Source organism: Bacillus cereus group sp. BfR-BA-01355, assembly GCF_022663675.1.
GTDB lineage: Bacteria > Bacillota > Bacilli > Bacillales > Bacillaceae_G > Bacillus_A > Bacillus_A thuringiensis_S.
This window is the reverse complement of record NZ_JAKUFY010000019.1, coordinates 53610-67479: the sequence shown is the minus strand read 5'-3', so window position 1 is coordinate 67479 and position 13870 is coordinate 53610. Positions and strand designations below refer to the sequence as shown.

Here is a 13870-nt window from a genome sequence, read left to right as displayed (position 1 = left end):
CTTGACATATTATAGTGGTACATGTTGTATAATAACAATGGACTATTTTGCTCATCATAAAAAAGTGTAATTTAAAACATAAAATATGAGAGTGAAAAGAAAGAACGATGGAATTTTCTTTAAAAAGATTATATGATAGTAACTAAAGTAGTCTAGCTCACTTTCACCATTTATGAAGGGGGAAACGAGATGTCAATTGAAATTAAAACGAAGTACGGTCAAATTGATATTAGTACAGATGTAATTGCGACAATTGCTGGAGGTGCCGCGGTAGATTGCTACGGTATCGTAGGTATGGCATCAAAAAATCAGTTAAAAGATGGATTAACAGACATTTTACGAAAAGAAAACTTCACTAGAGGTGTTATTGTTCGTAAAGATGAAGATGAAGTACATATTGATATGTATATTATTGTGAGCTATGGTACGAAAATTTCAGAAGTGGCACATAATGTGCAGACGAAAGTGAAATATACATTAGATCAAACTGTAGGACTAGCAGTAGATTCTGTAAACATCTACGTACAAGGAGTTAAAGTAATAAACTTGTAATGTGCATTAAGGAGGAAAATCTGTGTCAATTCAAAAAATTGATGGAAAACGTTTATCACAAATGATCATGCAAGGAGCGAATAATTTAACAAATAATGTTCAGCTTGTTGATGCATTAAACGTATTTCCAGTTCCAGATGGCGATACCGGTACAAACATGAACTTATCTATGACTTCAGGTGCGCGTGAAGTGAAAGCAAATCCTTCACAGCATGCTGGTAAAGTCGGCGTAAGTTTAGCCAAAGGATTATTAATGGGAGCTCGTGGTAACTCTGGAGTTATTCTATCTCAGTTGTTCCGTGGTTTCTCTAAATCCATTGAACAAAAAGAAGAATTAACAACAGTTGATTTTGCTGCAGCACTAGAAGCTGGAGTAGAGGCGGCTTATAAAGCGGTTATGAAACCGATTGAAGGAACGATTTTAACGGTTGCAAGAGAAACGGGTAAATATGCAGTAACAGTTGCGAAAAAACAGCGCGACTTTGTTTTGTTTATGGAAGACGTTGTGAAAGAAGCAAACGCATCGTTAAATCGTACGCCAGATTTATTACCTGTATTAAAACAAGTTGGCGTTGTAGATAGCGGTGGTAAAGGTCTTGTAGTGGTATACGAAGGATTTTTAGCTGACTTAAAAGGAGAAACGATTTCTTCTGATGCACCGACGCAAACATCTATGAATGAGATGGTACGCGCAGAACATCACCGTAGTGTACAAAGCCAATTGAGTACAGAAGATATTAAGTATGGATATTGTACGGAGTTCATGGTGAAATTAGAGGCTGAAAAGGTGAAAGAGCATAATTTCTCTGAACAAAAATTCCGTGAAGATATTAGTGTATATGGTGATTCTCTACTAGTTGTGTCTGATGATGAAATTGTAAAAGTTCATATCCACGCAGAACATCCTGGAGACGCTATGAACTACGGGCAAAAATACGGTAGTTTAATTAAGATTAAAGTAGAAAATATGCGTGAACAGCATACTGCTTTATTAGATGAACCTGCTATGGTTCCTGAACAACCAGCTCAATCGAAAGAAAAACAACCATATGGTATCGTAACTGTGGCAATGGGGTCTGGTATTAAAACTTTATTTGAGAGCATCGGCGCAACGAAAGTTATCGAAGGTGGTCAAACGATGAATCCAAGTACGGAGGATATCGTGAAGGCAATTGAAGAAGCAAATGCTGAAAAAATCATTATTTTACCGAATAACGGAAATATTGTAATGGCAGCAGAACAAGCGGCATCAGTTGTAGATCAAGAAGTTATTGTTGTTCGTTCGAAAACAGTTCCTCAAGGTATGGCAGCAATGTTAGCATTTAACCCAGTTGGAACGTTAGAAGAGAATGAAGAAAACATGCAAGAAGCTTTATCTCATGTGAAAACAGGTCAAATTACGTATGCTGTACGTGATACGGAAATTGATGGTGTAGCAATTCAAAAAGATGACTTCATGTGTATTGCAGATGGAAAAATTGTATCTACAAATGCTGAAAAAGTAGGAGCTGCGAAGCAATTACTAGAAGCGCTTATTGATGAAGATTCTGAAATCGTAACGATTCTACAAGGTGAAGATGCAACTGACGAAGAAGTAGCGGAGTTAGTTGAATTTGTAGAAGAGAAATTTGAAGATGCAGAAGTAGAAGTGCATGCTGGAAACCAACCAGTGTATTCTTTCATCTTCTCTGTAGAATAAGATAAGATTCGTTTTGAAAATAAATGGATTACTTACTTGCTAATGGATAAGAAGTAGTAATATGAAGTTTATTACTAGTTTTTATTCAAAAGGCTAGCATATTGGAGAGAGAAAAGAGCCTTGCTGCTAATAGTGAGGCTCTTTTTTACTTGTTTTATATAAGGGATTTGAGTAGTTTCTCTTAGAATGCCTATGATAGAATATATAAGGTGAAAGAGAGCGATTACAGATGCTAATTGGTACTCAAATAAAATGCAATAAAGAAAATAATGTGACGGGGTGTGAGAATCTTGAATGATGTTGTACAAGTTCCTGTTACGGATGTAAAGGGGATCGGAGGAGAAACATCTGAGTTACTACATGAGATGGGGATTTATACAGTTTCTCATCTATTAGAACATTTTCCGTACCGTTATGAAGATTATGCGATGAAAGATCTTGCTGAAGTAAAGCATGATGAACGTGTAACGGTTGAAGGGAAGGTTCATAGTGCTCCTTTGCTGCAATATTATGGTAAGAAGAAATCGCGTCTAACAGTTCGTGTTCTCGTCGGTCGTTATTTAATTACGGCGGTATGTTTTAATAGGCCTTACTATAAGCAAAAATTAACGTTAGATGAAACGGTAACGATTACTGGTAAATGGGATCAACATCGTCAAACAATTGCTGTATCAGAACTTCATTTTGGGCCAGTTGTACGTCAACAAGAAGTGGAGCCAGTTTACTCAGTAAAGGGGAAACTTACAGTAAAACAGATGCGTCGTTTTATTGCTCAAGCGTTAAAGGAATATGGAGATTCTATAGTCGAAGTGTTACCGGATGGTTTGTTAGGCCGGTATAAATTATTACCAAGATATGAAGCACTTAAGGCTTTGCATTTTCCGGTAGGACAGGAGGATTTAAAGCAAGCGCGTCGCCGTTTTGTATATGAGGAATTTTTCTTATTTCAGCTGAAAATGCAAACGCTGAGGAAAATGGAGAGGGAAAATTCAAAAGGGACGAAGAAAGAGATTCCGTCAGTAGAATTACAAGAATTTATCGATGCACTGCCGTTTCCGTTAACGGGTGCGCAGCGCCGAGTTGTAGATGAAATTTTAAAAGATATGACATCTCCTTATCGGATGAACCGACTATTACAAGGTGACGTTGGTTCTGGGAAAACAGTTGTTGCTGCGATTGGCCTTTATGCATCGAAATTAGCTCATTATCAAGGTGCTTTAATGGTTCCTACAGAAATTTTAGCTGAGCAACATTATCAGTCGCTTGCTGAAACGTTTTCGCATTTTGGTATGAAGGTGGAACTGCTAACAAGTTCTGTTAAAGGTGCGAGACGACGAGACATTTTAGCGAAGTTAGAACAAGGAGAAATAGATATTCTTGTTGGAACGCACGCTTTAATTCAAGATGAAGTTATATTTCATAGGTTGGGTCTCGTTATTACGGATGAACAGCATCGATTTGGTGTAGCGCAGCGCCGAGTTTTACGGGAGAAAGGTGAAAGTCCAGATGTATTATTTATGACAGCGACACCAATTCCGCGTACGCTTGCAATTACTGCATTTGGAGAGATGGATGTTTCAATAATCGATGAGATGCCAGCAGGGAGAAAGGTGATTGAAACATACTGGGCAAAACATGATATGTTAGATCGCGTCCTCGGTTTTGTTGAGAAGGAGATAAAAAAAGGAAGACAGGCATACGTTATTTGTCCTCTAATTGAAGAATCTGAGAAACTTGATGTGCAAAATGCTATCGACTTACATAGTATGCTGACGCATCATTACCAAGGGAAATGCCAAGTTGGATTGATGCATGGGAGATTATCGTCTCAGGAAAAAGAAGAGATAATGGGACAGTTTAGTGAAAATAAAGTGCAAATTCTTGTATCGACAACAGTTGTTGAGGTTGGTGTGAACGTACCGAATGCGACTGTGATGGTTATTTATGATGCAGAACGTTTCGGTTTATCGCAGCTTCATCAGCTTAGAGGGCGTGTCGGGCGTGGTAGTGAACAATCATATTGTTTATTAATAGCAGACCCTAAATCAGAAACAGGAAAAGAAAGAATGCGCATAATGACTGAAACAAATGATGGATTTGTATTGTCAGAAAAAGATTTAGAATTACGAGGTCCTGGAGATTTCTTTGGGAGTAAGCAAAGTGGCTTACCGGAATTTAAGGTTGCTGACATGGTACACGATTATCGAGCGTTAGAAACAGCAAGGCAAGATGCGGCGATACTAGTAGAGTCAGAAGCATTTTGGCACAATGATCAATACGCTGCCTTGCGTACGTATCTTGATGGGACAGGTGTGTTCCAAGGAGAGAAGCTCGATTAAAGGGAGTCAACAAAAAAATTGTTGCATTCTACTTTCAATGATTATATACTACTGTTAGTACCTAGTCATAAAAATGGATGGTGCGGTATGAAGAAAAGAAGAAGTAAAAAAGAAAGACAAGAATTATTACAACAAACAATCGAATCAAATCCTTTTATTACGGATGAAGATTTAGCGGAAAAATTTCAAGTGAGTATACAAACAGTACGACTGGATCGTATGGAATTGTCTATTCCTGAATTAAGAGAGAGAATTAAACATGTAGCTACAAAGCAACATGAAGAAGATGTGAAATCTTTACCGTTAGAAGAGGTTGTCGGAGAAATTATTGATATTGAATTAGATAGACATGCAATCTCTATCTTTGAAGTAAAGGTAGAACATGTATTTAAAAGAAATCAAATTGCCCGTGGGCATCATCTGTTTGCGCAAGCAAACTCACTAGCTGTTGCGGTTATTGATGAAGAATTAGCTTTAACTGCAAAGTCTACCATTCGATATATTCGCCCTGTAAAATTAGGAGAGCGTGTTGTTGCAAAAGCGCGTGTTGAAGACGTAGAGAATGATAAGGGACGGACGGTTGTCAAAGTGCGTAGCTTCGTTGGAGAAGAACTTGTTTTTACAGGCACTTTTGAAATGTATCGATCTAGTAATTATAGTGAGGAAGGTAACAACTTATGAAAATCGCAATAGATGCAATGGGCGGAGATCACGCTCCAAAGGCTGTAGTATTAGGGGCAATGAAAGCTATTAAGGAATATTCTGATTTACATATTACGTTAGTAGGGAAAGAAGAGGAAATTCGTCAATACTTAACGAGTGATGAACGAATTACTATTCTTCATACAGACGAAAAAATAGAATCGACGGAAGAACCAGTAAGAGCGGTTCGTCGAAAAAAACAAGCTTCAATGGTACTTGCGGCACAGCAAGTAAAGGATGGAGAAGCAGACGCTTGTATATCCGCAGGTAGTACAGGAGCTTTAATGGCAGCTGGATTATTTGTTGTCGGTCGTATGGAAGGAATTGAGCGACCAGCTTTATCGCCTACAATGCCAACTGTAGATGGAAAAGGTTTTGTTATGTTAGATGTTGGAGCAAATGTTGATGCAAAACCAATTCATTTATATCAATATGCAGTAATGGGATCTGTTTATGCTGAGAAGGTAAGAGGAATTGAAAATCCTCGTGTTGGACTATTAAACGTTGGAACAGAGGATGGAAAAGGAAACGAGCTTTCAAAGCAAGTATTTGCAATGCTTAAGGATGCGCCAATTAATTTCGTTGGGAACGTTGAATCGAGAGATTTATTGCAAGGTGTAGCAGATGTTGTTGTATGTGATGGTTTTACAGGGAATGTAGCGTTGAAATCATTAGAAGGAACAGCACTTGCGCTATTCTCTATGTTGAAAGAACAACTAATGAGTTCGTTTACGAGCAAATTAGCAGCGGCGGTATTAAAGCCAAAACTTATGGTATTAAAAGATAAAATGGATTATTCGGAGTATGGGGGAGCTGCATTATTTGGATTGAAAGCACCTGTCATTAAGGCTCACGGTTCTTCTAATGACCAGTCGATATTTAGTGCGATTCGTCAAACGAGAGAAATGGTAGCGAAAGAAGTAATTCCTACAATTTCAAGCGTAATGGAGAAAGAGTCACTCCAATAAGAGGAGGATTTGAAATGGGAAAAATAGCATTTCTTTTTCCGGGCCAAGGTTCACAGGCAGTTGGAATGGGTAAACAATTAGCAGAGAATAATAAAGAGGTTGCAAAAGTGTTTGCAAAAGCAGATGAGGTGTTACAAGATTCACTTTCAGAAGTGATTTTTGAAGGACCGCAGGAAAAGCTTACATTAACAACAAATGCGCAGCCTGCATTATTAACAACGAGTTTTGCTATTTTGACAGCTTTGAAAGAGTATGACATTACACCTAACTTTGTCGCTGGTCATAGTTTAGGTGAATATAGCGCTCTTGTAGCAGCTGGTGCATTAACTTTTGAAGATGCTGTATATGCTGTAAGGAAACGTGGCGAATATATGGAAGAAGCTGTTCCAGACGGGGAAGGTGCGATGGCAGCTATATTAGGTGCTGACCTAGATATGCTGAAACAAGTTACAGAAGAAGTAACAAGTGAAGGATATGCAGTGCAAATCGCTAATATGAATAGTACGAAGCAAATTGTGATTTCTGGAACGAAGCAAGGTGTAGAGGTTGCTTCTCAAAGAGCGAAAGAAAATGGTGCAAAGAGAGCAATTCCACTAAAAGTAAGTGGGCCTTTCCATTCTTCACTTATGAAGCCGGCAGCTGAGAAGTTCCAAAGTGTTTTAAATGAAATTACAATTCATGACACGAATATTCCTGTTATTGCAAATGTTACGGCGGATGTTATTACACGTGGTGCAGACATTCAAGAAAAGTTAATCGAACAGCTTTATTCGCCTGTATTATGGTACCCGTCTATTGAATGTATGGTGCAGCAGGGAGTAGATACATTTATTGAAATTGGACCTGGAAAAGTACTTGCTGGACTTATGAAGTCGATTGATTCATCAGTGAAAGCATATGCGATATATGATGAAGAGACATTAAAAGATACCATTTCAAATTTGAGAGGAGAAAACTGATGTTAAAAGGGAAGGTAGCATTAGTAACTGGCGCTTCACGTGGAATTGGTCGCGCGATTGCGATCGATTTAGCGAAACAAGGGGCAAATGTAGTAGTGAATTATGCAGGTAATGAACAAAAAGCAAATGAAGTAGTAGATGAAATTAAGAAATTAGGTTCTGATGCAATTGCGGTAAGAGCAGATGTTGCAAATGCTGATGATGTTACAAATATGGTGAAACAAACAGTAGATACATTTGGACAAGTTGATATTCTTGTAAATAATGCTGGTGTAACAAAAGATAATTTATTAATGCGTATGAAAGAAGAAGAATGGGATACAGTTATTAATACAAACTTAAAAGGTGTATTCTTATGTACAAAAGCAGTATCTCGCTATATGATGCGTCAACGTCACGGTAGAATTATAAATATCGCTTCGGTTGTTGGTGTTATAGGAAACCCAGGGCAAGCTAATTATGTTGCTGCTAAAGCGGGTGTTATTGGATTAACAAAAACATCTGCAAAAGAGTTAGCAAGTCGAAATATTACAGTGAATGCAATTGCGCCGGGCTTTATTGCGACTGATATGACAGATGTACTAGATGAGAATATTAAAGCAGAAATGTTAAAAGTTATTCCAGCTGCTCAATTTGGTGAAGCGCAAGATATCGCGAATGCTGTAACGTTTTTTGCTTCTGATCAAAGCAAATATGTTACAGGTCAAACGTTAAATGTTGATGGCGGTATGGTAATGTAATAAAAGAATCGATTTCACCTAGTTTTTTTGGTCAATATTTAATATAATATTTGAGGGGAGGTGAATGGAATGGCAGATGTTTTAGAGCGCGTAACAAAAATCATCGTTGATCGTTTAGGAGTAGAAGAGACTGAGGTAGTACCAGCTGCAAGCTTCAAGGAAGATTTAGGAGCAGACTCCCTAGATGTAGTAGAACTTGTAATGCAATTAGAAGATGAATTCGAAATGGAAATTTCTGATGAAGATGCTGAAAAGATTGCTACTGTTGGCGATGCTGTGACTTACATAGAGAGTCATCTATAATGCTTAAGTGAAGTCCCGTTTTTTAGCGGGGCTTTCTGGCTTATATCTGGAGGGACCTATGCCGTACCGAAAATATAGAGAAAAAAAATACGAAACAAAATATCGTGAAGCATTTAAAGTGTTTCAAGAAAAGATAGGTATTACGTTTACAGATGAAAAATTATTGATTCAAGCATTTACGCATTCATCGTATGTGAATGAGCATCGAAAAAAACCGCATGAAGATAACGAGCGTCTTGAATTTCTTGGAGATGCAGTATTGGAACTTACTGTATCGCAGTATCTGTTTCAAAAATATCCGACAATGAGCGAAGGAGAGTTAACAAAACTACGTGCAGCTATTGTATGTGAGCCATCTCTTGTTCGTTTTGCGAACGAATTGTCATTTGGTAGCCTTGTTTTATTAGGAAAAGGTGAAGAAATGACAGGTGGACGTGAACGACCAGCTTTATTAGCGGATGTCTTTGAAGCGTTTATTGGTGCCCTTTATCTTGATCAAGGGTTAGAAACAGTTTGGGAATTCTTAAAAGAAATTGTATATCCGAAAATTAATGAGGGTGCTTTTTCTCATGTGATGGATTATAAGAGTCAGTTACAAGAATTGATTCAGCGTGATGGTAGTGGCAATGTTGAGTATCAAATTTTGCAAGAAAAAGGACCAGCTCACAATCGAGAATTTGTGTCACGTGTTACGTTAAATAACGTAGCTTTAGGTCTTGGTAGTGGTAAGTCGAAAAAAGAAGCAGAGCAACAAGCTGCTGCAGAAGCATTGAAAAAATTAAAAGAACAACTATAAGGAATCCCCCTTTGAATGAGGGGGATTCCTTATGCATAGAATGAAACTTTCTTTTTGTTTGTGAATAAAAGGAAGGGAAATCCGTATGATAGCTCGTTTTTGTATAGATAACAGTTATAGCAACGGAGAATAGGAGGAAGGCCTTTCGTGTTTTTAAAAAGATTAGAAATAGCAGGATTTAAGTCTTTTGCTGAGCGTGTATCTGTTGATTTTGTCCCAGGTGTAACTTCTGTAGTAGGCCCTAATGGAAGCGGGAAAAGTAATATTACTGATGCGATTCGCTGGGTACTTGGTGAACAATCTGCAAAATCATTACGTGGTGCAAAGATGGAGGATATTATTTTTGCAGGCAGTGATACGAGGAGAGCGGTTAATGTTGCTGAAGTAACAATAACTTTAAATAATGAAGATCAACGTTTACCAATTGAATACAATGAGGTGTGTGTAACACGTCGTGTATCTCGTTCAGGTGATAGTGATTTTTATATTAATAAACAATCATGTAGATTGAAAGATATTATCGATTTATTTATGGACTCTGGTATGGGAAGAGAAGCTTTTTCAATTATTAGCCAGGGGAAAGTGGAAGAGATTTTAAGTAGTAAGTCAGAAGAGCGTCGAGGTGTATTTGAAGAAGCGGCAGGCGTACTGAAATACAAACTTCGCAAAAAGAAAGCTGAAGGGAAGTTAGCAGAAACACAAGAAAACTTAAATCGTGTACAAGATATAATTCATGAATTAAGTAGTCAAGTAGAACCTTTAGAAAGACAAGCTTCTATTGCGAAAGATTATCTTGAGAATAAAGAAGAATTAGAGAAAGTAGAAGCTGCGCTTATTGTACATGAAATTGAAGAATTGCATGAGAAATGGGAAGCGCTTCGAAATCAGTTTGGGCATAATAAAGACGAAGAAGCTAAAATGTCAACGGATTTACAAAAAAGTGAAGAAGAGCTTGAGGAATTACGAGGACAATTACAAGCGGTAGATGAGTCTGTAGATTCGTTGCAAGAAGTACTTCTTCTTTCTAGTAAAGAGCTAGAAAAACTAGAAGGACAGCGCGAGTTGTTAAAAGAGAGAAAGCAAAATGCTACGACGCATTGTGCGCAACTTGAGCAGTTAATTGTTGAATTAACAGAGAAAGCTAAAAGTTACGATGGTGAAATTGCGTCAAGTACAGAAGCTTTAATGCAATTTGTGAATGAAGTAAAAGAGTTAGAGCAAAAATTGCATGATAATGAGCAACTGCTTGCTACTTTTGCTGACAATTTAGAGGAACAGATTGAGAATTTAAAAGGTGACTATATTGAACTTTTAAATCAACAAGCTAGTCATCGCAATGAATTATCTATGATTGAAGAACAATCTAAACAGCAAACGTCTAAAAACGAGCGGCTGGATGAAGAGAATGCGAAATATGTAGAAATGCGTATGGAAATTACAGCGAAAAAGACGAAACTTGTAGAAAATTACGAACAAGTGAAAGAAAAAGTAGCTGGCATCCTCTCAAACATACAGAAGACAGAGGCGGCGCTCGGGAAATGTAAGACGCAGTATAGTGAAAATGAAACAAAACTGTATCAAGCATATCAATTTGTGCAACAGGCACGTTCTCGAAAAGAAATGCTTGAAGAGATGCAAGAAGATTATTCTGGCTTCTATCAAGGTGTACGTGAAGTATTGAAAGCTAGAGAAAATAGGTTGCAAGGTATCGAGGGTGCTGTTGCGGAACTGTTAACGGTACCTAAAGAATACGAAGTTGCAATGGAAATCGCTCTAGGTGCAGCGATGCAGCACATTGTTGTACAAACAGAGGAACATGCTCGTAATGCAATTGCATTTTTAAAGCAAAATAAACATGGGCGTGCAACGTTTTTACCGCAAGCTGTTATTAAAAGCAGGTCGTTATCATTTGAGCAATTACGCATTGTAAATCAACACCCATCGTTTGTAGGTGTGGCGGCAGAACTTGTGCAGTACAATAATAAATATGAAAATGTAGTTTCAAATTTATTAGGTACTGTTATTGTTGCGAAAGATTTACGCGGAGCAAATGAGTTGGCGAAACAACTGCAATACCGTTATCGCATTGTAACAATCGAAGGTGACGTAGTGAATCCTGGCGGTTCTATGACTGGTGGAGCGGTAAAACAAGCGAAATCTTCTTTATTAGGACGCCAACGTGAACTGGAAGAGTGGACTCGCAAGTTAACTGATATGGAAGAAAAAACAACGAAGTTAGAAAACTTTGTTAAAGCAGTAAAACAAGAGATTCAAGAAAAAGAAGTGAAAATACGCGAACTAAGGCAAACTGTAGAAGCAGAGCGTGTAGATGAGCAGAAATTAAGAGAAGAGATTAATCGTTTAGAATTAGAAGAACATCGTATTAATGACCGCTTGTCTATTTATGATTTAGAGATTGAAGTTTTTTTACAAGATCGAGTAAAAACACAAGGGCGTAAAGAGGCGTTAGAAGGGATTTTAACGAATCTTCAAGCTGATATCACAGAGTTAGATAGTAAAATTGTAGCTTTAACAAAACAAAAAAGTGAGCAACATTCTTCAAAAGAAAAAGTTCAAAAAGAAATGACTGAGTTAAAAGTGCTGGTAGCTGAAAAGCAACAACGCTTATCTAATCAAAAAGAAAAAGTTGAACGATTTACGAAGGAAAAAGAAGAAACGGATGCGACACTTGTAAAAACGAAAGAGGATTTAGCTTTCTTAAAACAAGAAATGACATCTAATTCAAGTGGTGAAGAGCAAATTACGAATATGATTGAGAAGAAAGCGTATGATCGTAATCAAACTTCAGAATTAATTCGCTCTCGTCGCGAACAACGTGTCTCGTTGCAAGAGAGAGTAGAACATTTAGAGCGTAATTTGAAAGAAACGACAGGTAAACATAAATATATTATTGAAATGTTGAAAGATCAAGAAGTGAAAATAAACCGACTTGATGTAGAGTTGGAAAATAGATTACAACATTTACGTGAAACATATACGATTTCATTTGAAGCGGCAAAACTAAAATATACAATGACAATGCCTGCAGAAGATGCGCGTAAGAAAGTAAAATTAATCAAATTATCCATAGAAGAGTTAGGTACAGTGAACCTAGGGGCAATTGATGAATATGAACGCGTAGCGGAGCGTCATACATTTTTACTAGAGCAGAGAGACGACCTAGAAGAAGCGAAAACGACATTGCACCAGCTTATTACCGAAATGGATGAAGAAATGAAAAAACGCTTTTTTACTACGTTTGAAGGCATTAGAATGGAGTTTCAATCGGTATTCTCTGAGTTATTTGGAGGCGGAAGAGCGGATTTGGTAATGACTAATCCAGAGGATTTACTAAATACGGGTATTGATATTGTAGCACAACCGCCAGGGAAGAAATTGCAGAACTTAGGTTTACTTTCAGGTGGAGAGCGTGCTTTAACGGCAATTGCGCTTTTATTTGGTATTTTAAAAGTGCGCCCAGTACCGTTCTGTGTACTAGATGAGGTAGAGGCCGCCCTTGATGAAGCGAATGTAGCTCGTTTTGCACAGTATTTAAAGAAATTTAGTGATGAGACGCAGTTTATTGTAATTACACATAGAAAAGGTACAATGGAAGAGTCTGATGTGTTGTACGGTGTAACAATGCAAGAATCAGGGGTATCTAAACTTGTTTCGGTTCGTTTAGATGCCGGAGAAGAACTTATTGCAAGTGAATAGGAAGGATGGGAAAGTATGAGTTTTTTTAAAAAACTAAAAGAAAAAATTTCAAAACAAACGGATACAGTTACAGAGAAATTTAAACACGGATTAGAAAAAACTAGAAATTCATTTGCGGATAAAGTGAATGATTTAGTGTATCGTTACCGTAAAGTGGACGAAGATTTCTTCGAAGAGTTAGAAGAAATCTTAATCGGTGCAGACGTTGGCGTTGCAACGGTAATGGAATTAATTGATCAATTGAAAGAAGAAGTACAACGTCGTAACATTCAAGATCCAAAAGAAGTACAAGCTGTTATTTCAGAAAAACTAGTAGGAATTTACAAAGGTGACAGCGATTTTAGTAACGAAATTAATATGCAAGAAGACCAATTAACGGTTGTTTTATTTGTTGGTGTTAACGGTGTAGGAAAAACGACGACAATTGGTAAACTGGCGCATAAGTTTAAATCAGAAGGTAAGTCAGTCTTATTGGCGGCAGGAGACACATTCCGTGCTGGGGCGATTGAACAATTAGAAGTATGGGGCGATCGCGTTGGTGTAGAAGTGATTAAACAAGGATCTGGATCTGATCCAGCGGCGGTTATGTATGACGCTGTACAAGCTGCAAAAGCACGTAAGGTAGATGTATTACTATGTGACACAGCAGGACGCTTGCAAAATAAAGTAAACTTAATGAAAGAGTTAGAGAAGGTGAAGCGTGTAATTGAGCGTGAAGTACCAGGTGCTCCTCATGAAGTATTGCTTGTTATTGATGCAACAACAGGACAAAACGGTTTAAGCCAAGCGAAAACATTCCGTGAAGCAACGAATGTAACAGGTATTGTTTTAACGAAGTTAGATGGAACTGCTAAAGGTGGTATTGTATTAGCGATTCGTAACGAAATTGATGTACCGGTGAAGTTTGTTGGATTAGGAGAGCAAATGGATGACTTGCAGCAGTTTGATCCAGAACAATATGTGTATGGTTTATTTGCGAACTTAGTAGAAACAGAAGAAGCGTAAGCGAAAGAAGCGGTATTTCCGCTTCTTTTTCTATAAAAATATATGATGTTAAGAAAAAAACTTGACACTCTTTTGGACTCCATGTAAACT

Annotated in this window: 11 protein-coding genes; all 11 read left to right on the top strand. The window is 37.7% G+C overall.

Features of this window, described 5'->3' with window-relative positions; all coding sequences use genetic code 11:
* The first annotated feature begins 189 nt into the window (after positions 1 to 189).
* The 11 genes from MR167_RS09090 to ftsY all read left to right on the top strand — a co-directional run bounded on the left by MR167_RS09090 (position 190) and on the right by ftsY (position 13780).
* Positions 190 to 552, top strand: coding sequence for an Asp23/Gls24 family envelope stress response protein (locus tag MR167_RS09090; RefSeq protein WP_000021109.1), 363 nt, complete (start codon positions 190 to 192; stop codon positions 550 to 552).
* Positions 553 to 574: 22 nt separating this feature from the next.
* The gene (locus MR167_RS09085) at positions 575 to 2251 is read left to right on the top strand and encodes a DAK2 domain-containing protein (protein WP_000027131.1); all 1677 of its coding nucleotides are present in this window, start codon (positions 575 to 577) and stop codon (positions 2249 to 2251) included.
* Positions 2252 to 2541: 290 nt separating this feature from the next.
* Positions 2542 to 4590 (top strand): ATP-dependent DNA helicase RecG, encoded by a 2049-nt coding sequence (gene recG, locus MR167_RS09080; RefSeq protein ID WP_001000822.1) that lies wholly within the window; start codon positions 2542 to 2544, stop codon positions 4588 to 4590.
* Between the two features lie 87 nt (positions 4591 to 4677).
* A complete protein-coding gene (gene fapR, locus MR167_RS09075; RefSeq protein WP_000747349.1) occupies positions 4678 to 5271 on the top strand; it encodes a transcription factor FapR in 594 nt (197 codons plus the stop codon).
* The gene (gene plsX, locus MR167_RS09070) at positions 5268 to 6260 is read left to right on the top strand and encodes a phosphate acyltransferase PlsX (protein ID WP_000684100.1); all 993 of its coding nucleotides are present in this window, start codon (positions 5268 to 5270) and stop codon (positions 6258 to 6260) included. Before fapR ends, plsX begins: the two co-directional genes overlap by 4 nt.
* 14 nt (positions 6261 to 6274) lie before the next feature.
* Positions 6275 to 7219: an ACP S-malonyltransferase gene (fabD, locus tag MR167_RS09065; protein ID WP_000515908.1), complete on the top strand. Its 945-nt coding sequence runs from the start codon at positions 6275 to 6277 to the stop codon at positions 7217 to 7219.
* On the top strand, positions 7219 to 7959 hold the full coding sequence (fabG, locus tag MR167_RS09060; RefSeq protein WP_000911774.1) for a 3-oxoacyl-[acyl-carrier-protein] reductase: 741 nt from the start codon (positions 7219 to 7221) through the stop codon (positions 7957 to 7959). Before fabD ends, fabG begins: the two co-directional genes overlap by 1 nt.
* A gap of 69 nt (positions 7960 to 8028) precedes the next feature.
* On the top strand, positions 8029 to 8262 hold the full coding sequence (gene acpP / locus MR167_RS09055) for an acyl carrier protein (protein ID WP_000786062.1): 234 nt from the start codon (positions 8029 to 8031) through the stop codon (positions 8260 to 8262).
* Between the two features lie 58 nt (positions 8263 to 8320).
* Positions 8321 to 9058 (top strand): ribonuclease III, encoded by a 738-nt coding sequence (gene rncS / locus MR167_RS09050; protein WP_001146875.1) that lies wholly within the window; start codon positions 8321 to 8323, stop codon positions 9056 to 9058.
* 147 nt (positions 9059 to 9205) lie between these two features.
* A complete protein-coding gene (gene smc, locus MR167_RS09045) occupies positions 9206 to 12775 on the top strand; it encodes a chromosome segregation protein SMC (RefSeq protein ID WP_242314410.1) in 3570 nt (1189 codons plus the stop codon).
* Between the two features lie 15 nt (positions 12776 to 12790).
* A complete protein-coding gene (gene ftsY / locus MR167_RS09040; protein WP_000007640.1) occupies positions 12791 to 13780 on the top strand; it encodes a signal recognition particle-docking protein FtsY in 990 nt (329 codons plus the stop codon).
* The last annotated feature ends 90 nt before the right edge of the window (positions 13781 to 13870 follow it).

Coding starts and splice junctions, on each gene's coding strand:
- MR167_RS09090 (WP_000021109.1), top strand. CDS start 190: ATGTCAATTGAAATTAAAACGAAGTACGGTCAAATTGATATTAGTACA.
- ftsY (WP_000007640.1), top strand. CDS start 12,791: ATGAGTTTTTTTAAAAAACTAAAAGAAAAAATTTCAAAACAAACGGAT.
- fabD (WP_000515908.1), top strand. CDS start 6,275: ATGGGAAAAATAGCATTTCTTTTTCCGGGCCAAGGTTCACAGGCAGTT.
- fapR (WP_000747349.1), top strand. CDS start 4,678: ATGAAGAAAAGAAGAAGTAAAAAAGAAAGACAAGAATTATTACAACAA.
- fabG (WP_000911774.1), top strand. CDS start 7,219: ATGTTAAAAGGGAAGGTAGCATTAGTAACTGGCGCTTCACGTGGAATT.
- rncS (WP_001146875.1), top strand. CDS start 8,321: ATGCCGTACCGAAAATATAGAGAAAAAAAATACGAAACAAAATATCGT.
- acpP (WP_000786062.1), top strand. CDS start 8,029: ATGGCAGATGTTTTAGAGCGCGTAACAAAAATCATCGTTGATCGTTTA.
- plsX (WP_000684100.1), top strand. CDS start 5,268: ATGAAAATCGCAATAGATGCAATGGGCGGAGATCACGCTCCAAAGGCT.